The organism is Streptomyces sp. JJ38 (genome assembly GCF_019303475.1).
Classification (GTDB): Bacteria; Actinomycetota; Actinomycetes; order Streptomycetales; family Streptomycetaceae; genus Streptomyces.
The window spans coordinates 75,637-94,868 of record NZ_JABLSI010000009.1 but is presented as its reverse complement, the minus strand read 5'-3'; the positions used below and the strand labels follow the sequence as shown (position 1 = coordinate 94,868).

The window sequence follows — 19,232 nt, the reverse complement described above, 5'->3', positions numbered from 1 at the left end:
TGGTTCCTTCACTCGTGAGGGGGATGCGGAGGGGACGGGGACGCGGGGGCGTCAGAGATGAGCGTATACGTCGTCGAGGGAGATGCCGCGCGCCACCATCATCACCTGCAGGTGGTAGAGGAGCTGCGAGATCTCCTCGGCGGTGCGCTCGGTGCCCTCGTGTTCGGCGGCCATCCAGACCTCGGCCGCCTCCTCGACGACCTTCTTGCCGATGGCGTGGACGCCGCCGGCCACCAGCTCGGCGGTGCGGGAGGTGGCGGGGTCGCCGGTGGCGGCCTTGTGCTGGAGCTCCGCGAAGAGCTCGTCGAATGTCTTGTTCGCCATGGTGCTGTTCACCCTACGGGGTGCGCCCGCGTGCGGGCGCACCGTGTCCGGGTTGTGGATGCTCCCGTGGACGACGCCGCGGGGTTCCGCGGCCCTCAGCGCCAGGGTTCGGCGACGGTGCGCAGGGTGGCGGCGGTGGCGACGGCCGCCGTGACGGCCTCGTGGCCCTTGTCCTCGCTGGAGCCGGGCAGGCCGGAGCGATCCAGGGCCTGCTCCTCGGTGTCGCAGGTGAGAACGCCGAAGCCGACGGGCACGCCGGTCTCCACGGAGACCTGGGTGAGGCCGTTCGTCACGCCCTGGCAGACGTAGTCGAAGTGCGGGGTGCCGCCGCGGATGACGACGCCGAGGGCCACGACCGCGTCGTAGCCGCGGGAGGCCAGCACCTTGGCCACGACGGGCAGTTCGAAGCTGCCGGGCACGCGCAGCAGGGTCGGCTCGTCGATGCCGAGCTCGCGCAGGGCGCGCAGGGCGCCGTCGACGAGGCCGCCCATGACCTGGTCGTGCCACTGCGCGGCCACGACGGCGACCCGCAGGTCTTGGCAGTTCTTGACGGTCAGCTCGGGTGCGCCCTTGCCGCTCACGTGGTGCTCCTCGGTTGGTCGGTGACGCGGGTGCGTCGTGTCGGGTCGGTGGTGGGTGGGATGTGCGCCGTGCGCGCGGTCACTGCGTGGTGCAGACGGAGATGTGGGCCTCGTCCAGCCAGGGCAGGTCGTGGCCCATGCGGTCGCGCTTGGTGCGCAGGTAGCGGATGTTGTGCTCGCCGGCCTGGACGGGCATGGGTTCCCGGCCGGCGACGGCGACCCCGTGCCGGGCCAGGGCGTCGCTCTTGGCCGGGTTGTTGGTCAGGAGCCGGACGGAGCGGACGCCGAGGTCGGCGAGCATCTGCGCGCCGGCGGCGTAGTCGCGGGCGTCGGCGGGCAGGCCGAGTTCCAGGTTGGCGTCGAGGGTGTCGCGTCCGCGTTCCTGGAGTTCGTAGGCGCGCAGCTTGGAGAGCAGGCCGATGCCGCGCCCCTCGTGGCCGCGCAGGTAGATCACCACACCGCGGCCCTCCTCCTGCACCCGCTGGAGGGAGGCGCGCAGCTGGGGTCCGCAGTCGCAGCGCTGGGAGCCGAAGATGTCACCGGTCAGGCACTCGGAGTGCATCCGCACGAGGACGTCCTCGCCGTCGCCGAGGTCGCCCGCGACGAGGGCGATGTGCTCGACGCCGTCCAGCGTGGAACGGTAGCCGTGGGCGCGGAACTCGCCGTGGGCGGTGGGGAGCCGGGTGACGGCCTCCCGGGTGACGGCGGGGCTGGTGGCCATGGGCGGCGTGCCCTCGGCCAGGCCCTTCCGGTAGGCGATGAGGTGCTCGATGGAGATGATCGAGAGTCCGTGCTTGCGGGCGAAGGGCACCAGTTCGGGCAGTCGCAGCATGGTGCCGTCCTCGCCCGCGATCTCCACGATGGCCGCGGCCGGACGCAGCCCGGCGAGCCGGGCGAGGTCGACACCGGCCTCGGTGTGGCCGGGGCGGGTGAGGACGCCGCCGGAGCGGGCGCGCAGCGGGAAGACGTGTCCGGGGCGGACGAAGTCCTCGGCCTGGTGGGCCGGGTCGGCGAGCATGCGGATGGTCGTGGCGCGGTCGGCGGCACTGATGCCGGTGGTGACGCCGTGCCGGGGCGCGGCGTCGACCGAGACCGTGAACGCCGTGCCCATGGACTCGGTGTTCTGGGCGACCATCTGCGGGAGTTCGAGCCGGTCGAGCTCGGGCTCCTCCATCGGCACGCAGATCAGGCCGCGGCACTCGTTCATCATGAAGGCGACGACCTCGGGGGTGACCATCTCGGCCGCGATGACGAGGTCGCCCTCGTTCTCCCGGTCCTCGTCGTCGACGACGACCACGGGGCGGCCCGCGGCGAGGTCGGCGATCGCCTGCTCGACCGGGTCCAGGGTGAGGGCGTCGTCGAGGGCCGTGCCCGGGCCCGCGGCGTCGTACCAGCTCTGCGTTGCGGTCATAGGGCCACTCCTTCCATGTCCCGCGCCGGCACGGGGGCCGGGGCGGTGTGGGTGCGGGAGCGCAGCCACCAGGCGCGCAGACCCCACAGAACCAGGACGAGATAGATGAGGTAGACGAGGCCGGAGAAGGCCAGCCCGCTGGCGAAGGCGAGGGGCACGCCGACGAGGTCGACGAGCAGCCACGCGAACCAGAACTCGACCAGCCCTCTGGCCTGGGCGTACATGGCGGCGAGGGTGCCGACGAAGATGTAGGCGTCCGGCCAGGGGTTCCAGGACAGCTCGGGGACCGCGGTGAACAGGGCACCGACGGCGAGCGTGCCCAGCGCCGTGGTGGCGGCGAGCAGGAGCCGCTCGCGGCCGGTCGCGAAGCGGACGGCGATGTGGCCGTCGTCCGCGTCCCGGCGGCCGTCCCTCCACTTCTGCCACCCCCACAGGCCGACCACGACGACGAGCATCTGCTTGCCGACACCCCCGGCCAGGGAGGCCGAGAGGTAGGCGGCGATGAGCACGACGCCGGCCAGCACCTGCACGGGCCAGCTCAGTACCGAGCGGCGCCAGCCGAGCGCGAGCGCGGTCAGGCCGAGGAGGTTGCCCGTCATGTCGGACCAGATGACCTTCTGGCCGAGGACGGTGAAGGCGGTGTCGTCGAGGAGGCCCACCACGTCGCCGAGGCTCACCGCGGCTCCCCCGCCGGGGTCTGACCCGCGCTCAGCAGCCGCTCGACGTACTTGGCGAGGACGTCCACCTCGAGGTTGACCGGGTCGCCGGGCTGCTTGACGCCCAGCGTGGTCAGGTCGAGGGTCGTGGGGATGAGGCTGACGGTGAACCAGTCGTCCCCGGCCTCGACGACGGTGAGGCTCACGCCGTCCACGGTGATGGAGCCCTTCTCGACGACGTAGCGCGCGAGGGCGGCGGGCAGCGTCACCCTGACGAGTTCCCAGTGCTCGCCGGGGGTGCGGGCGGCGATGGTGCCGGTGCCGTCGACGTGGCCCTGGACGAGGTGGCCGCCGAGCCGTCCGCCGAGGGCCATGGGCCGCTCCAGGTTGACGCGGGAGCCGACGGTGAGCGCGCCGAGGCTGGAGCGCTGGAGCGTCTCGGCCATGACGTCCGCGGTGAACTCCCCGTCGACGACGGTGACCACCGTCAGGCAGACACCGTTGACGGCGATCGAGTCGCCGTGGGCGGCGTCCTTGGTGACGAGCGGGCCGTGCAGGGTCAGCCGGGAGGAGTCACCGAGGCGCTCGATGGCGGTGACCTCACCCAGTTCTTCGACGATTCCGGTGAACACTCAGCGCTCCTCGGTGCGGCGTGTGGCGGTGGTGGTGGTGCGGTCGGTGTGGGGCACGGTGGCGGTGACGCGTAGGTCGGGGCCGAGCGGTACGGCCTCGGTGAGGCTGAGCCGCAGGGCCTGGGCGATCGTCGTGATGCCCGCGTCGGTCAGCACCTGGGGGCCCGCGCCCAGCAGGGCGGGGGCGAGGTAGCCGGTGACCTTGTCCAGGAGTCCGGCGGCGACGAAGGAGCCGGCCAGGGTGGCGCCCCCCTCCAGCAGGACCGAACGGACGTCGCGGGCGTGCAGGGCGGACAGCAGGGCGGCGAGGTCGAGGCCGCCACCGAAGGCGGACCGCGGCAGCCGGACGAGGTCGACGAGCGGTTCGAGGGCGGAGGCGTCGGCGTCCTCGGCGACGGCGATCAGGGTGGGAGCCGCGTCATCCAGCACCCGGGCGCCGGGGCGAACGGCGCGGGCGTCGGTGTCCACGACGACGCGCAGCGGCTGGACGGCGCCGGACACGCCGCGCACGGCGAGGTGGGGGTTGTCGGCGCGGGCGGTGCCGGAGCCGACGAGGACCGCGTCGCTCTCGGCACGCAGCCGGTGCACGTCCGCCCGGGACTCGGGGGAGCTGATCCAGCGGCTGGTGCCGTCCGCGGCGGCGGTGCGGCCGTCGAGGGTGGCCGCGTACTTCCAGTGCACGTGCGGGCGGCCGAGCGTTACGGAGGTGAGCCAGGCGGCGTTGACCTGTGCTGCCTGCTCCTCCAGCAGCCCGGCGGCGACCTCGACCCCGGCGGCGGCGAGGGCGGCGGCGCCGCCCGTGGCCTCGGGGGTGGGGTCGGCGACGGCGTACACCACGCGGGAGACACCGGCGGCGAGGAGGGCCTGGACGCAGGGGCCGGTGCGGCCGGTGTGGTTGCAGGGTTCCAGGGTGACCAGGGCGGTGCCGCCCTGGGCGTCGTCGCCGGCCTCGGCCAGCGCGTGGACCTCGGCGTGCGGGCCGCCGGCCCGCTTGTGCCAGCCCTCACCGACGATGCGGCCGGTGGCGTCGAGGACGACGCAGCCGACGACGGGGTTGGGGCTGGTGAAGCCGAGTCCGCGGGCCGAGAGCTCGACTGCGCGGCGCATCGCGTCGCGCTCGGCGCGCATGGCTGCTGCGGTGGCCACCGGGTCCCTCCTGCCTCATCGGGCACGGACTCCGGGGCATGGTGGGACGGAGCGGACCTCGGTGCACCAACGGCTGCGCGACACTCCCCCGAGGCCCCTGGCCGGGGCGGGCGGGGTACGCCGGAGCGCACACTGCACCACTGCCCGCCGCGCACTGCCTCCCATCCGGACTTTCACCGTCGGTCCAGGAGTTTCACCTGGTCAACCGGCCGCTGGCGGCGGACGGGTCGCGGACTGTAACCGCCGGTTCGGAATTACACCGACCCCGGAGTGCGCTGACGTCACTTCTACGCGTCCAGTCTGCCACGGCTCACTCGAACGCACGCGGGCGGCGGCCTGTGGAGTGGCTCACGTCCCACTCGAAGCGCGCGACCTGCACCGACACCCCGGCAGGGCACAGCCGCGCTTCCACCCCCAGGCCGACGGCCGCTCGCGCCGGAGCCGCTGGTACCGCCACACGGGGGACACCGGACCCAACTCCGCTTTGGTCCAGACCTATTGACGCAGTGGTCTAGTCCTCCTACGCTCACGGCACCTCCGAGGAGTGGGTCCGGGGTGTGCGCACGCCCCGGGCCAGGCACCACCGCCCCCCACCGTCCCATCCGCCTGACCTCACCAGGAGGACTTCCCGTGTTGCCCAGAACCCGCGCGAGAGCCAGTCTCGCGGCAGCCGCCACGGCCGTCGCCGGACTCCTCTTCGGCGCGCTGACGGCCCCACCGGCTCAGGCCCAGGACCACCAGTCCTGCCGTCCCGACGGCCTCTACGCGACGCCCGGCGTCGACGTCCCGTACTGCACGGTCTACGACACCGCCGGACGCGAGCAGATGGGCGCCGACCACCAGCGGCGCGTCATCGGCTACTTCACCAGCTGGCGCACCGGCAAGAACGGCCGCGACGCCTACCTCGCCCCCGACATCCCATGGGACAAGGTCACCCACCTGAACTACGCCTTCGCCCACGTCGACGAGGCGAACAAGCTGTCGGTGGGCCCCGACAGCCCCGAGAACCCGGCCACCGGCATGACCTGGCCAGGCGTCGAAGGCGCCGAGATGGACCCGGAGTTCCCCTACAAGGGCCACTTCAACCTGCTCAACAAGTTCAAGAAGCAGCACCCCGAGGTCAAGACGATGGTGTCGGTCGGCGGCTGGGCCGAGACCGGCGGCTACTTCGCACCCGACGGCACCCGGGTGGATTCCGGCGGCTTCTACACCATGGCGACCAACGCCGACGGCTCCGTCAACCACGCGGGCATCGAGACGTTCGCCGACTCGGCCGTCGAGTTCATCCGCGCCTACGGCTTCGACGGCGTCGACATCGACTACGAGTACGCCACGTCGATGAAGGACGCCGGGAACCCGCTGGACTGGCCCATCGCCAACCCGCGCCGGGCCGGGCTGGGCGCCGGCTACGCGGAGCTGATGAAGACCCTGCGGGAGAAGCTGGACCGCGCCGGGGCGGCCGACGGGCAGCACTACCTGCTCACCGTGGCCGCGCCCTCCTCGGGCTATCTGCTGCGCGGCATGGAGACGTACCAGACCGCCAAGTACCTGGACTACGTCAACATCATGTCCTACGACCTGCACGGCGCCTGGAACGAGTACGTGGGTCCGAACGCCGCGCTCTTCGACGACGGACGCGACGCCGAGCTGGCCGCCGCCGGCATCTACACCACCGGTCAGTACGGCGGCATCGGCTACCTCAACGCCGACTGGGCGTACCACTACTTCCGCGGCGCCATGCCCGCCGGACGCATCAACATCGGCCTGCCGTACTACACCCGGGGCTGGAAGAACGTCACCGGCGGCACGGACGGGCTGTGGGGCAAGGCCCCGAGCAGCGACTGCCCCGCCGGGGCCGGGCTGACCACGTGCGGCGACGGCGCCTCCGGCATCGACAACCTCTGGCACGACCTGGACACCGAGGGCAAGGAGTCCCCCGCCGGGTCGAACCCGATGTGGCACGCCAAGAACCTGGAGAAGGGCATCGTCGGGGACTACGTGACGCAGTACGGCTTCCCCGCCGACTTCCAGCTCACCGGCGACTACACGCGCAAGTACGACGCCACCCTCGTCTCGCCGTGGCTGTGGAACGCCGACACGAAGGTCTTCCTGTCCACCGAGGACGAGGAGTCGGTGCGCGCGAAGGCGCAGTACGTCGTCGACCAGGGTATCGGCGGCACCATGATGTGGGAGCTGGCCGGCGACTACGGCTGGAACGCCGCCAAGGGCCAGTACGAGCAGGGCGACACGCTCACGACGGTGATGTACGAGGCGTTCAAGTCCGCCTCGCCCTACGGCGCCCAGCGGGCGACGACCGACCTGCCGACGCAGACGATCGACGTGGACGTCGACTTCACCGACTTCCCGCTCGGCGACTCCAACTACCCGATCAGCCCCAAGCTGCGCATCACCAACAACTCCGACGTCACCCTGCCGGGAGGCACGGAGTTCCAGTTCGACTACGCGACCTCGGCGCCCGGGAACGCCAAGGACCAGTCCGGGTTCGGGACGTCGATCGTGCGCAGCGACCACACCCGCAAGGGCAACGTGGGCGGGCTCGACGGCGACTACCACCGCGTGTCGCTCAAGCTGCCCTCCTGGCAGTCGGTGGCACCCGGGGCGACGGTCACCGTGGACTTCGTCTACTACCTGCCCGTCTCGACGCCGTCCAACTGGACGGTGACCCTCGACGGCACCGCGTACGCCATCCCCGGCGACCTCGCCCGCGGCACCACGCCGGGCGACCCGGGCGGCGGCACCGGCGGAGGTGACGGCGGCGGCGATTCCGGCGGCGGCGGCCAGTGCACCGACCCGGCCTGGGACTCCGGCGCGGTCTACAACGGCGGCGACACCGTCTCCTGGAACGACCGCACCTGGCGCGCCAAGTGGTGGACGCAGGGCGACGAGCCCGGCACCACCGGCGAGTGGGGCGTCTGGGAGGACCTCGGCGCCTGCTGACGCCCTTCGCGGTGAACGGCCGGGTGCGCTCCCGCGGTCCCCGACCCCTCCGCGCGAACGCACCCGGCGGGCGCGGCCACCCCGGTGGCCGCGCCCACCCACACGCAGCCCGCTCGACGGAATCCGCGCCGTCCGGGAACCTGCTGCGTATGACGGGAGCTGACGGTGTGCGGGGAACGCATCCACCGACGGGCCGCGACCTGCCGGAGCCGGGCCCGCGGCGGCCGCACCGGGCCCGCTGGGCGGTGGCGGCCGTCTTCGCCGTGCACGGCGCCGTGACCGGAAGCTTCGCGACCCGGATCCCCTGGATCCAGGACCACGCGGGGCTGAGCGCCGGCCAGTTGGGCCTCGCGCTGGCCTTCCCCGCCCTCGGCGCCTCGGCCGCCATGCCGCTGGCCGGGCGCATCAGCCACCGATGGGGTTCGCGGAGGGCGCTGCGCGGCATGCTGGCGCTCTGGACGGCCTGTCTGCTCCTCCCCGCGCTCGCGCCGGACCTCCTCAGCCTGTGCGCCTCCCTCTTCCTGTTCGGCGCGACGGCGGGCCTGGCCGACGTGGCCATGAACGCCCTCGGGGTGGAGGTCGAGCAGCGGCTCGGCCGCTCGGTCATGTCCGGGCTGCACGGTATGTGGAGCACGGGGGCGCTGGTGGGCTCGGCTGCGGGCACCGTGGCCGCCCACCTCGGAACGGACGCCCGGGCCCACCTGGGTCTGGCGGCCCTCGTGCTCACCGCGCTCGGTGCCGGGGTCTGCCGGGGCGTCCCGGACCTGCGCGGTACGCCCGGAGCGCATCCCCCGCCGCGCTTCGCGCTGCCGCCGCGCGCCGCGCTGCTCATCGGCGCCGTGGGGTTCTGCGCGGTGTTCGCCGAGGCCGCCAGCCTGGACTGGTCGGCCCTCTATCTGCGTGACGTCCTCGGCGCCTCGGCCGGGGCCGCCGCGGCCTCCACCACCGCCTTCGCCTGCACGATGGCGGTGGCCCGGTTCGCCGGGGACACGGTGGTGGAGCGGTACGGCGCGGTGCGGACCGTGCGGTGCGGCGGCGTGCTGGCCGCGCTGGGCGGGGGGCTCGTCGCCACCGCCGCCGCTCCCGCGGTGGCCATGGCCGGCTTCGCGCTGCTGGGGACGGGCATCGCCGTCGTCGTCCCGCTGGCCTTCGCTGCGGCCGGGGGCAGCGGCCCGGCGCCGAGCCAGTCGATCGCGGGAGTGGCGACGATCACCTACACCTCGGGGCTCATCGCCCCCACGGCCATCGGGTCCGTCGCCGAGTTCGCCTCGCTGACGGCCTCCTTCGGCCTCGTCACGGCCCTGGCGCTGGGCCTCGTGCTCGGTGCCGGGGTGCTGCGGCCCGCGTCGGCGCGGCCGGTGGGCGCCGCGAAGGGCGCCCACCGGTCAAAGACCGTGCGGGAGTAGCGCCACGGGTTCAGTCCTCCGGCAGCTCGACCGGGGCGATGGCGTCGTAGAGGTCACCGGGCCCGGGGTTGCTCGGGTCCGTCGCACCGCCGAACTGGTGCATGACGCCCCACACCGCGTTGAGCGCCGTCTGCACCGCGCCCTCGGCCCAGCCGGCCGTCCACGAGATGTCGTCGCCGGCCAGGAACAGGCCACGCTTGTCCTCGGGCAGCCGGTCCTGCATGAAGTGGGTGAACAGCCGCCGCTGGTAGCGGTAGTGGCCCGGGAGGTTGGCCTTGAACGCGCCCATGAAGTACGGCTCGTTCTCCCAGGAGACGGTCAGCGGGCTGCCGGTGATGTGCTTGCGGATGTCGACCTTGGGATAGATCTCGCCGAGCGACTTGAGCATGACCTCCATGCGCTCGTTCGCGTCCAGCGGGAGCCACTTCAGGCTGTCGTCGCACCAGGTGTAGGACAGGCAGATGACGGCGGGGCGGTCCGGGCCGTTGTCCAGCAGGTAGGTGCCGCGGGTCATGCGGTCGGTGAGCGTCATGCTCATCACGTCGCGGCCGGTCTCCTCGTCGGTGTCCAGCCAGAACGGCCGGTCCACGGGCACGAAGAGCTTGGAGGACTCCATGTAGTGGGTGCGCTCGACGGCCGTCCAGTGGTCGATCGGCAGCAGCGCGTCGTCGCAGTCGATCTTGGAGAGCATCATCCACGACTGCGCCGTGAAGATGACCGCGGGGTAGGTACGGATCTCCCCGTCGGCGTCGGTGACGGTGACGCGGTTGCCCGCGGTGCGGTGCAGCCGGGTGACGGCGGGGCGCGGCGCACCGTCGTGCAGCGACGCCAGCGAGGTGCCCTTCGGCCAGTGGACGAGCTTGGCGGGCTCGCGTTCCCACAGCCGCAGCGGGAGCTGCTGGCTGCCGCCGACGATGCCGCGGTGGTCGTCGTCGGCACCCGTGTAGACGACGCGCAGGATCTCCAGGATCGAGTTGGGGAAGTCGGTGTCCCAGCCGCCGGTGCCGAAGCCGACCTGGCCGAAGATCTCCCGGTGCCGGAAGGAGCGGAACGACTCCGACTCGCACAGGAAGCCGTAGAAGGTCTGGTTGTCGAGCTTCTCCACGAGGGCGGCCCAGATCTCACGGATGCGCGGGACGTCGCGCTCGCGGATGGCGCGCTGCATGTCGGAGAAGTCGGCGCCCTCCTCCAGGCAGGCGTTCCAGGCGTCCATGACCTGGTGGTAGACCTCGGGCAGGTCGTCCACGGTGCGCGCGTAGTGGCTCTCGCCCTTCAGGTCGACGACGGTCGAGGGCGTGTCGGGGGCCAGCGGGTTGGGGAAGGGCTTCGTCTCCAGGCCGACGAGGTCGACGTAGTGCTGGAACGCCGTCGAGGACGGCGGGAAGCGCATGGCGCCCATCTCCGCGTTGAGGGGCTTGCCGGTGCCGTCGTCCGAGCGCGCGAAGTCCGTCGTGCGCAGCCGGCCGCCGATCTCGTCGGCCTCGTAGACGACGGGCTTGAGACCCATCTTCATCAGCTCGTAGGCGGCGACGATGCCGGACAGGCCGCCGCCGACGACGGCCACCTCGGTGCCGTGCTCGGTGGCCGGGATCTGGCCGAGGCCGGCCGGGTGGGCCAGGAAGTCGTCGTAGGCGAAGGGGAAGTCCGGGCCGAACATGGTGATGGGCGGCGTGGACTGGGCCTCTGCGTGCTGCTCGTCGTGGACGGCGGCGGGCACGGTGGAGGTCATCGGCGCGGTTCTCCTTGCGGGGACAGGGACGTGTACAGCTCGGGGCGGCGGTCGGCGAGGTAGGTGTTCTCCGCGCGCGAGGCCGCGAGGGCGGCGGTGTCGACGTCGGCGACGATCAGGTCCTCGCCGCCGCCCGCGCGGACGCGGACGGTGCCGTCGGGGGCCGCCAGGCAGCTCATGCCGGCGAAGACGTGCTCGCCCTCGCTGCCGTGGCGGTTGGTGTAGGCGATGTAGAGCTGGCTCTCCCACGCCCGCACGGGCACCACGGACCGCGGCACGATCTCGTAGGGGCGCATCAGCGCGGTGGGGACCAGCAGCAGCTCCGTCCCGGCCAGCGCGTGCGCCCGCACGGCCTCCGGAAACTCGACGTCGTAGCAGACCAGCAGGCCGAGGCGGACGCCGTCGAGCTCGGCCTGGACGACCGGCTCGGTGCCGGGCGTGAAGCGGGCCGTCTCGTAGGGGCCGAACAGGTGGGTCTTGCGGTAGCCGGCGAGCCGGGTGCCGTCGGGGCCGATGAGCTGCGCGGCGTTGTACACGGCGGCGCCGTCGCGCTCGGGGTAGCCGTAGTGGATGGCGAGGCCGTGTTCGGCGGCGATCCGGCCGACCGCCCGCGCGGAGGGCCCGTCGGCGGGCTCCGCCAGCCCGGCGACGGCGTCGCCCAGGGCGTATCCGGTCAGCGACAGCTCGGGCGTCACCAGCAGCCGTGCACCGGCCGCCGCGGCCCGGCGGGCCGCCCGCGCGAACGCGGCCAGGCTCTCGCCGGGGGCGGGGACGCCGCCGGGGCCTTGGTACAGCGCGATGCGCAGGGACGTCATGGGACCTCACGGGATGTCGGTCGCGGACCGGGGGTGGATGTTTCGACGGTACGTTCGGGCCACCGGGGCGGACAAGGCGGCTCTCTTGCGCATCTACAGTGTTTTCGTTGCGTCCCCCTGGCATTGCGTGGCGATTCGTTGCGCCCGCCATCAACCCGAAGGTTGAGCGCGGGTCCGCCGCGGGACGTATGCGGCGGTTCCGGGGGCGCGACGCGCGGCGTAGGGACGGTTGGCCCCACAGCGTGACGCGCCGCGGGACGCCCGGCGGAAGGCTGGAGGGCGTCATGAACTCCCGCTCTCAACGCGGAAGTTGTCCCAACAGAAGGGTCCCCGTCATGCGTGTCGCCTCCCGTCCGAGCCGTGTCCGCCCCCGCACCCGGGCGGCCGCCGCCGGGCTCGGCCTCCTGCTGGCGGTCGCGGCGGGCGGTTCCGCCGTCGCCGCCGCCGACCGCGAAGAGGCCATGGACCGGGCCGACGCCCGGCTCGTCGGCTCCGTGAAGATCCAGCGCGCGGCCGGTGACGTCATCCACTTCACCTTCGACGCCCGCGACGTCATGCACGACGCCAGCGGCACGTTCCGGTTCAGCCATCACCTCGGCGACCGCGGCGCCTACGGCGCGGGGCGGATCGACTGCATGGTCTCCGGCGGGCCGGTGACCGTGCTCACCGGCGTGGTCACCGACTCCGACCTGGAGGGTCTGGAGGGCAGGCGGGTCGGCTTCACCGTGACCAACGACGGACAGCGGCTCGGCTACAGCTGGGCCGCCACGAGCGACCCGCGGGACGCGGAGGACCTGCCCCTGTGCGTCTCCTCCGCGCCCTACGAGCGGGTGGAGTCGGGCGGCCTCACCGTGGTGCCCTGGCAGCCCAAGCTCTGACCCGGTGGCCGAAGGCGCCGCTCAGGCCGGGGAGCCGGCCGTGTAGCGGCGCAGCAGCGGCGAGAGCACCAGGACGGACTTGGTGCGCTCGACGAAGTGCTCCCCCGCGATCCGCTCCAGCACGCGCTCGAAGTGGCGCATGTCGGAAGCGAAGATCTGGACGATGGCGTCCGCATCGCCGGTGACCGTCGACGCGGACGCCACCTCCGGGTAGCGCGACAGACCCCGCCGGATGTCCTCGGGTGAGGTGTTGTGCCGGCAGTACATCTCGATGAACCCCTCCGTCTCCCACCCCAGGGCCGCCGGGTCCACCCGCACGGTGAATCCGGTGATGGCGCCGTCGGCCCGCAGGCGGTCCACCCGCCGCTTGACGGCCGGGGCGGAGAGTCCGACCTCCGCGCCGATGTCGGCGTAGGAGCGGCGGGCGTCCTCCGCCAGGGCGTGGACGATGCGTTCGTCGAGTTCGTTCAGTCGCACTGCGGGTGGGTCACTTCTCTGCGGTCACGGGAAGGTCGGCGGGCTCGTTCGCCAGGCGGGAGCGGCGCTGCCCGTACAGGAAGTAGAACACGAGACCGGCGGCCATCCAGACACCGAAGACCAGCCAGGTGATGGCGGGCAGGTTGAGCATGTTGTAGAGGCAGAAGCCGAGGCCGAGCAGCGGCAGGACCGGCGAGAGCGGCACCCGGAAGGTGCGCGGCATGTCGGGCCGGGTGCGGCGCAGCACCAGGACGGCGACGTTGACCAGGCCGAAGGCGAAAAGCGTGCCGATGCTGGTGGCGTTGGCCAGCTCGCCCAGCGGGATCGCGGCGGCCAGCACCCCGCAGAAGACGGAGACGAGGAGGGTGTTGGCCCGCGGGGTGCCCGTGCGGGGGTGCACCTTCGAGAACACCTTGGGCACCAGGCCGTCGCGGGACATGGCGAACAGGATGCGGGTCTGGCCGTAGAGGACGGCCAGGACGACGCTGGCGATCGCGATGACGGCGCCGCCGGCCAGGATCGTGGCCCAGAACTGGTGCCCGGTGACGTCGCTGAGGACACCGGCGAGCGCGGCCTCGGAGCCCTCGAAGCCCTCCCACGGCACGGCGCCGACGGCGACGGCGGCGACCATCACGTACAGGGCGGTGACGATGAGCAGCGAGAGCATGATCGCGCGGGGCAGGTCGCGCTGGGGGTTGCGCGCCTCCTCACCGGCGGTGGAGGCGGCGTCGAAGCCGATGTAGGAGAAGAACAGCGAGGCGCCTGCGGCGCTGACACCCGCCATGCCCAGGGGCATGAACGGGGCGTAGTTGCCGGCCTTGATGCCGGTGAACGCCACGGCGCAGAACAGCAGCAGGGCGCCGATCTTCACGAACACCATGATCGCGTTGACCCGGGCGCTCTCCCTGGCGCCGCCCATCAGGAAGGCCATGGCCAGCAGGACGACGATCAGGGCGGGCAGGTTGAAGTAGCCGCCGTCACCCGGAGGGTTGGAGAGGGCGGCGGGGATGGTGACGCCGATGGTGCCGTCGAGCAGCTCGTTGAGGTACTGGCCCCAGCCGACGGCGACGGCGGCCACGGAGACGCCGTACTCCAGGATCAGGCAGAGTCCGCAGATCCAGGCGACGAGCTCGCCCATGGTGGCGTAGGAGTAGGAGTAGGACGAGCCGGAGGCGGGGATCGTGCCGGCCAGCTCGGCGTAGGAGAGCGCGGAGAACAGCGCGGTCAGGCCGGCTATCACGAAGGAGATGGTGACGGCGGGCCCGGCCTCGGGGACGGCTTCGCCGAGGACGACGAAGATGCCGGTGCCCAGCGTGGCACCGATGCTGATCATGGTGAGCTGCCACATGGACAGCGTGCGCCGCAGGCTGCCCCCGCTCCCGTGCCCGGCCTCCGATACCAGTCGTTCGACGGGCTTGCGCCGCATGAACCGGGCGAACCCGGCGGGCGGCGCGGCGGACACGGTCTTCTGGTCCAGCACGGAGTGGCTCCTTGGCGTTGCTGCGGGTCTGTGGCGGGGACCGGACGGCTCTGGCCGCATACCGGTCGGATTCACACCACGCAGCAACTGAGACCGTCGAGCAGGCGGTCTCCGCCACTCCTCGTACAGCGCCCGACTCTAGGACCCGGACATGTCGGCACGTAATGCGTGATCCTTGCGCACCTGAGGTGATTCGTTGCGCAGATCCAGGGTACCTCGTACGTTCGTTTACTTCCGCCATGCAGTTCTTTGTGATAAAGGGGGCCGTGGGTGCGCTCGCACCCACGGCCCCCTTGACCGTTCCGTGTCCGCCGCGCGCCGCGCGGCCCCGGTCAGCTCCAGCTGGCGTGCAGCGGCTTGCCCTCGGCGTAGCCCGCGGCGCTCTGCACCCCGACGACGGCCCGCTCGGCGAACTCCTCCAGGGAGCCCGCGCCCGCGTAGGTGCAGGACGAGCGCACTCCGGCGATGATCGAGTCGATCAGGTCCTCCACGCCGGGACGGGCCGGGTCGAGGAACATCCGGGAGTGGGAGATGCCCTCCTCGAACAGCCCCTTGCGGGCCCGGTCGTAGGCGGACTCCTCGGCTGTACGGTTCCGCACGGCGCGGGCGGAGGCCATGCCGAAGGACTCCTTGTACAGCCGGCCGTCGGCGGTCTGCTGGAGGTCGCCCGGGGACTCGTACGTCCCGGCGAACCAGGAGCCGATCATCACGTTCGAGGCACCCGCGGCGAGGGCCATGGCCACATCACGGGGGTGCCGGACACCGCCGTCGGCCCACACGTGCTTGCCGAGCCTGCGGGCCTCGGCGGCGCACTCCAGGACGGCCGAGAACTGCGGCCGTCCCACACCGGTCATCATCCGGGTGGTGCACATGGCGCCGGGGCCGACGCCGACCTTGACGATGTCGGCGCCCGCCGCGACCAGGTCCCGCACGCCCTCGGCGGCGACGACGTTGCCGGCGACGACGGGGACCTGCGGGTCGAGGGCGCGGACGGCCTTGAGGGCGTCGAGCATGCCCTCCTGGTGGCCGTGGGCGGTGTCCACGACGAGGGTGTCCACCCCGGCGTCGAGCAGGGCCCGGGCGCGGCCCGCCACGTCACCGTTGATGCCGACGGCGGCGGCGACGCGCAGCTTCCCGGCGGCGTCGGTGGCGGGGGTGTAGAGCGTGGCACGCAGCGCGCCCTTGCGGCTGAGCAGGCCCACGAGCTTCCCGTCGGCGTCCACCGCGGGGGCCAGCCTGCGGTGAGCGGCGTCCAGCCGGTTGAACGCGTCCCGGGGATCGGTGTCGGCGTCCAGGACCAGCAGGTCCCTGGACATGACCTGGCCCAGCTGGGTGAAACGATCCACCCCGGCCAGGTCGGATTCGGTCACGACGCCGACCGGCCGCCCGTCGTCGACCACCACACCGGCGCCGTGGGCGCGCTTGGGCAGCAGCGACAGGGCGTCGGCGACGGTCGCGTTGGGCGCCAGGACGATGGGCGTGTCGAGGACGAGGTGCCGCTGCTTCACCCAGGAGATGACCTCGGTGACGACGTCGAGAGGAATGTCCTGCGGGATGACGACGAGGCCGCCGCGCCGGGCCACCGTCTCGGCCATCCGGCGCCCGGCGATGGCCGTCATGTTGGCGACGACGAGCGGGATGGTGGTACCCGACCCGTCCGGGCTGGAGAGGTCCACACCCTGCCGGGAACCGACCGCCGAGCGGCTCGGGACCATGAAGACGTCGTCGTACGTCAGGTCGTACGGGGGCCGCTGGTCGTTGAGGAATCGCACGTGCTGTACACCCAGTCCATCGGAGAAGATCCCCGGCCTCGTCCGGCCGGGGAAAACGCACGTACTTCATTGTCCCACGGGTGCCTGCCGCAGCCCCCACGGAGAATCAGCCACATCGTCGGCGAGACACTGGTGAGAACCTACGAATGCTCGGCCCTCACCTCGGTGGCCTGGGCCCCGCCGGCTATCGGCGAGGGCCCGTCCGGGCGGCTCGCCCGCCGGCCCCGGCGCTCGCGCAGAGCGCGCACGGCCGGCTCGGTCCAACGGGCGGTGAGCGGGCCCGCGACGACGAGCAGGAGGACGTAGGCCGTCGCCACGGGACGCAGCCCGGGCTGAGTGCCGGCCGCGAGCCCGGCGATGACGATGGAGAACTCGCCGCGGGCGACGAGCGCCCCGCCGGCCCGCAGCCGTCCCCGGGGGCCGATCGCGGCCCGGCGGGCGGCGTACCAGCCGGTGAGGATCTTCGTCACGATGGTGACGGCGGCCAGCACCAGCGCGGGGAGCAGCACGGGCGGGATGTCCGCGGGGACGGTCGACAGGCCGAAGAAGACGAAGAACACCGCGGCGAACAGGTCCCTCAGCGGGGTCAGGAGGGCGCGCGCGCTGTGCGCGACCTCCCCGGAGATGGCGATGCCGACGAGGAAGGCGCCGACGGCGGCCGAGACCTGCAGGCTCTGGGCGACTCCGGCGACCAGCAGGGTGAGGCCGAAGACGACGAGCAGGAGCATCTCGGGGTTCTCGGAGGACACGGCGCGGCTGATGATCCGCCCGTGCCGGAGCGCGAGGAAGAGCACGAGCCCCGCGGTGACGACGGCGATCGCCAGCGTCAGGCCGCCCGCCAGCAGCCCGACCCCGGCCACCAGCGTCGTCAGCAGCGGCAGGTACATGGCCATGGCCAGGTCCTCCATGACCAGCACGCCGAGGATCACCGGGGTCTCGCGGTTGCCCAGGCGGCCGAGGTCGGCGAGGACCTTGGCGATGACGCCCGAGGACGAGATCCAGGTGATGCCCGCCAGCGCGATGATGCCGACCGGCCCCCAGCCGAGGGCCCAGCCGACGACGGCGCCGGGGGTGGCGTTCAGGAGGAAGTCGACGATGCCGGAGGGGTACTGGGTGCGCAGGGAGGTGACGAGGTCGGACGCGCTGTACTCCAGGCCCAGCATGAGCAGCAGCAGGACGACCCCGATCTCGGCACCGGCCTGGATGAACTCCTCGCTGGTGGCCAGGGGCAGCAGGCCCCCGTGGCCGAAGGCGAGCCCGGCGAGCAGGTAGAGCGGGATCGGCGACATGCCGACCCGCCCGGCGAACCGGGCGAGGATTCCCAGCCCGAGGATGACCGCCCCGAGCTCGATGAGCAGGACCGTGGTGTGGTGCACGCTCAGTCCTCGTCCCCGTCGGCCGCGAAGGTGCCGGCGATGATCGCCTCCACGGCGTCCACGCCCTGCCGGGTGCCGACGACGAGCAGTTCGTCACCGGCCTCCAGCCGGAAGTCGGGGCCGGGCGAGGGCAGCGCCCCGGTGCGGCGCAGGATCGCCACGATCGACGCTCCGGTGCGGGTGCGGGCCCTCGTCTCGCCGAGGAGCCGCCCCCGGAACGGGGAGTGCGCGTCCACCGTGACGCGCTCGCTGACCAGGTCGAGCTCGATGTCCCCGTGCTGGAGGGTGGTGGAGGCCGCCTCCTCGGGGGAGATGAGTTCGGCCAGCGTCCCGGCCTCCTCGGGTTCGAGGGGGATCGTCGCCTGGCAGGCGTCCGGGTCGTCGGGGCGGTAGAAGCCCAGGAAGCGGCGGCCGTCCTGGTGGACGACGACGGACAGGTGCCGCCCGTCCCGCGTGCTCAGGTCGTACTGGACGCCGACGCCGGGGAGCGTGGTGCGTCGTGTGGTCATGGCTGGCTCCGTTCCCGGGGGGTCAGGACTCGTCGGGGTCGGCGCGGTCCAGCGCGGGGCGCAGCACCGCCCTGCGGTCCTCCAGCAGCGCGTCGGCCGCGGCCGTGTCCGTCACCAGGCTGGTCACCAGCCCGGAGCGCAGGACGGCGCCGATGGCGGCGGCCTTGCGGCGCCCGCCGGCGATGGCCACCACCTCGGGCACCCGGCGCAGCCGGGCGGCCTCGACGGTGATGCAGCGCTCGCCCAGATCCCGCCCGATGCGGCGCCCCTCCGCGTCGAAGAGGTGCGCCGACATCTCCGCGGCGACGCCGAGCGAGGCGTAGTGGGCCCGCTCCCGCTCGGACAACATGTCGTGCACGGTGGAGATTCCCGGCTCCCAGGAGCCGATCGAGACGGCGGCGACGGTGACCTTGTCGAAGTACTCGAAGGCGGCGGCGATGCCGGTCTGGTGCCGCAGGGCCGCCGCCGTGGCCGGGTCCGGGAGGAGCATGGGGGCGTAGATCGGATGGGCCTCTCCCCCGGCCACCTCGGCCGCCCGGCGCACGGCCTCCACCGAGCCGCGGTCGGCGGTGCCGGCGTCGTAGACCCCGGTGAGCTGGACGACGGTGCACGGCGGGAGCCGCCGCAGGGCGGTGGCCATGTGGATGGTGGAGCGGCCCCAGGCCAGGCCCAGGACGTCCCCCTCGGTGACCAGTTCGCCGAGCAGGTCGGCGGCGACCTCACCCAGGTTCTCCGGGTCGGCCACGTTCTCCACGGTCTCGGTGGCGTCGGCCGGGGACTCGGCGACGACGGCGTGCCGCAGGCCGTAGCGGGCACGCAGCGCGTCCGAGCGTTCGGCGTCCAGCTCGGCCGGCACCCGGATCTCGATGCGGACCAGGTCGTGTTCCAGGGCCGTCTCCAGGACCCGGGCCACCTTGAAGCGGCTGACACCGAACTCGTCTGCGATCTGGATCTTGGACTTGCCCTCCAGGTAGAAGCGGCGCGCCATCGCCGCCGCCTGCATCAGCTCGGCGGGCCCCATTCTCGCCGCTGCCCGACCCGTCGACACCGCAACTCACCTCACTGTCAGCCTCGTCACCTTC

The 19,232-nt window shown here is 72.7% G+C and carries 17 protein-coding genes and 1 riboswitch; of the genes, 3 read left to right on the top strand and 14 right to left on the bottom strand.

Translation table 11 applies throughout. From position 1 onward, the window contains the following. Positions 1 to 51 precede the first annotated feature (51 nt). The 6 genes from HPT28_RS07020 to ribD form a co-directional block, all read right to left on the bottom strand. The gene (locus tag HPT28_RS07020) at positions 52 to 324 is read right to left on the bottom strand and encodes a phosphoribosyl-ATP diphosphatase (RefSeq protein ID WP_219090063.1); all 273 of its coding nucleotides are present in this window, start codon (positions 322 to 324) and stop codon (positions 52 to 54) included. A gap of 95 nt (positions 325 to 419) precedes the next feature. Next, a complete protein-coding gene (gene ribH, locus HPT28_RS07015; RefSeq protein ID WP_219090062.1) occupies positions 420 to 905 on the bottom strand; it encodes a 6,7-dimethyl-8-ribityllumazine synthase in 486 nt (161 codons plus the stop codon). A 79-nt stretch (positions 906 to 984) separates the two neighbouring features. Continuing rightward, positions 985 to 2,316 (bottom strand): bifunctional 3,4-dihydroxy-2-butanone-4-phosphate synthase/GTP cyclohydrolase II, encoded by a 1,332-nt coding sequence (locus tag HPT28_RS07010; RefSeq protein WP_219090061.1) that lies wholly within the window; start codon positions 2,314 to 2,316, stop codon positions 985 to 987. Next, positions 2,313 to 2,915 (bottom strand): nicotinamide mononucleotide transporter family protein, encoded by a 603-nt coding sequence (locus tag HPT28_RS07005; protein WP_219090084.1) that lies wholly within the window; start codon positions 2,913 to 2,915, stop codon positions 2,313 to 2,315. The genes HPT28_RS07010 and HPT28_RS07005 overlap by 4 nt, the downstream gene beginning before the upstream one ends. A 74-nt stretch (positions 2,916 to 2,989) precedes the next feature. Next, positions 2,990 to 3,604, bottom strand: coding sequence for a riboflavin synthase (locus tag HPT28_RS07000; RefSeq protein ID WP_219090060.1), 615 nt, complete (start codon positions 3,602 to 3,604; stop codon positions 2,990 to 2,992). Further along, positions 3,605 to 4,750, bottom strand: a complete 1,146-nt coding sequence (ribD, locus tag HPT28_RS06995) for a bifunctional diaminohydroxyphosphoribosylaminopyrimidine deaminase/5-amino-6-(5-phosphoribosylamino)uracil reductase RibD (RefSeq protein WP_374226928.1) — start codon at positions 4,748 to 4,750, stop codon at positions 3,605 to 3,607. A gap of 147 nt (positions 4,751 to 4,897) precedes the next feature. Further along, a riboswitch (FMN riboswitch) is annotated at positions 4,898 to 5,028 on the bottom strand. Between the two features lie 352 nt (positions 5,029 to 5,380). Here ribD and HPT28_RS06990 point away from each other — a divergent pair. Continuing rightward, on the top strand, positions 5,381 to 7,708 hold the full coding sequence (locus HPT28_RS06990; protein ID WP_219090059.1) for a chitinase C-terminal domain-containing protein: 2,328 nt from the start codon (positions 5,381 to 5,383) through the stop codon (positions 7,706 to 7,708). A 149-nt stretch (positions 7,709 to 7,857) separates the two neighbouring features. Further along, positions 7,858 to 9,114, top strand: a complete 1,257-nt coding sequence (locus HPT28_RS06985; RefSeq protein WP_219090058.1) for an MFS transporter — start codon at positions 7,858 to 7,860, stop codon at positions 9,112 to 9,114. Between the two features lie 10 nt (positions 9,115 to 9,124). Here the strand turns inward: HPT28_RS06985 and HPT28_RS06980 are convergent, their stop codons facing one another. Both HPT28_RS06980 and HPT28_RS06975 read right to left on the bottom strand, forming a co-directional pair. Continuing rightward, on the bottom strand, positions 9,125 to 10,843 hold the full coding sequence (locus HPT28_RS06980) for an NAD(P)/FAD-dependent oxidoreductase (protein WP_219090057.1): 1,719 nt from the start codon (positions 10,841 to 10,843) through the stop codon (positions 9,125 to 9,127). Continuing rightward, positions 10,840 to 11,658 carry a carbon-nitrogen hydrolase family protein gene (locus HPT28_RS06975; RefSeq protein ID WP_219090056.1) on the bottom strand — a complete coding sequence of 273 codons (819 nt, stop codon included), beginning with the start codon at positions 11,656 to 11,658 and terminating at the stop codon, positions 10,840 to 10,842. The genes HPT28_RS06980 and HPT28_RS06975 overlap by 4 nt, the downstream gene beginning before the upstream one ends. 335 nt (positions 11,659 to 11,993) lie before the next feature. Here HPT28_RS06975 and HPT28_RS06970 point away from each other — a divergent pair, with 335 nt between their 5' ends. Next, a complete protein-coding gene (locus HPT28_RS06970; protein WP_219090055.1) occupies positions 11,994 to 12,536 on the top strand; it encodes a Repetin in 543 nt (180 codons plus the stop codon). Between the two features lie 21 nt (positions 12,537 to 12,557). Here the strand turns inward: HPT28_RS06970 and HPT28_RS06965 are convergent, their stop codons facing one another. From HPT28_RS06965 to HPT28_RS06940, 6 genes are all read right to left on the bottom strand, one after another. Continuing rightward, complete coding sequence (locus tag HPT28_RS06965) at positions 12,558 to 13,013, bottom strand: Lrp/AsnC family transcriptional regulator (RefSeq protein WP_219090054.1); 456 nt, start codon at positions 13,011 to 13,013, stop codon at positions 12,558 to 12,560. A gap of 10 nt (positions 13,014 to 13,023) precedes the next feature. Next, entirely contained in the window at positions 13,024 to 14,439 is a 1,416-nt protein-coding gene (locus HPT28_RS06960; protein WP_257578183.1) for an amino acid permease, read from the bottom strand. A gap of 386 nt (positions 14,440 to 14,825) precedes the next feature. Beyond that, complete coding sequence (locus HPT28_RS06955) at positions 14,826 to 16,265, bottom strand: GuaB1 family IMP dehydrogenase-related protein (RefSeq protein WP_219090052.1); 1,440 nt, start codon at positions 16,263 to 16,265, stop codon at positions 14,826 to 14,828. 140 nt (positions 16,266 to 16,405) lie between these two features. Beyond that, complete coding sequence (locus HPT28_RS06950; RefSeq protein WP_219090051.1) at positions 16,406 to 17,641, bottom strand: cation:proton antiporter; 1,236 nt, start codon at positions 17,639 to 17,641, stop codon at positions 16,406 to 16,408. Between the two features lie 2 nt (positions 17,642 to 17,643). Continuing rightward, positions 17,644 to 18,150, bottom strand: coding sequence for a cation:proton antiporter regulatory subunit (locus tag HPT28_RS06945; protein ID WP_219090050.1), 507 nt, complete (start codon positions 18,148 to 18,150; stop codon positions 17,644 to 17,646). 22 nt (positions 18,151 to 18,172) lie between these two features. Continuing rightward, positions 18,173 to 19,198 (bottom strand): sugar-binding domain-containing protein, encoded by a 1,026-nt coding sequence (locus HPT28_RS06940; RefSeq protein ID WP_308119115.1) that lies wholly within the window; start codon positions 19,196 to 19,198, stop codon positions 18,173 to 18,175. Positions 19,199 to 19,232: the final 34 nt, after the last annotated feature.

Excerpts from the sequence above, each read along its gene's own strand:
- HPT28_RS07020 (WP_219090063.1), bottom strand. The coding sequence starts at position 324 with ATGGCGAACAAGACATTCGACGAGCTCTTCGCGGAGCTCCAGCACAAG.
- HPT28_RS07010 (WP_219090061.1), bottom strand. The coding sequence starts at position 2,316 with ATGACCGCAACGCAGAGCTGGTACGACGCCGCGGGCCCGGGCACGGCC.
- HPT28_RS07005 (WP_219090084.1), bottom strand. The coding sequence starts at position 2,915 with ATGACGGGCAACCTCCTCGGCCTGACCGCGCTCGCGCTCGGCTGGCGC.
- HPT28_RS06985 (WP_219090058.1), top strand. The coding sequence starts at position 7,858 with ATGACGGGAGCTGACGGTGTGCGGGGAACGCATCCACCGACGGGCCGC.
- HPT28_RS06980 (WP_219090057.1), bottom strand. The coding sequence starts at position 10,843 with ATGACCTCCACCGTGCCCGCCGCCGTCCACGACGAGCAGCACGCAGAG.
- HPT28_RS06975 (WP_219090056.1), bottom strand. The coding sequence starts at position 11,658 with ATGACGTCCCTGCGCATCGCGCTGTACCAAGGCCCCGGCGGCGTCCCC.
- HPT28_RS06970 (WP_219090055.1), top strand. The coding sequence starts at position 11,994 with ATGCGTGTCGCCTCCCGTCCGAGCCGTGTCCGCCCCCGCACCCGGGCG.
- HPT28_RS06960 (WP_257578183.1), bottom strand. The coding sequence starts at position 14,439 with ATGCGGCGCAAGCCCGTCGAACGACTGGTATCGGAGGCCGGGCACGGG.
- HPT28_RS06945 (WP_219090050.1), bottom strand. The coding sequence starts at position 18,150 with ATGACCACACGACGCACCACGCTCCCCGGCGTCGGCGTCCAGTACGAC.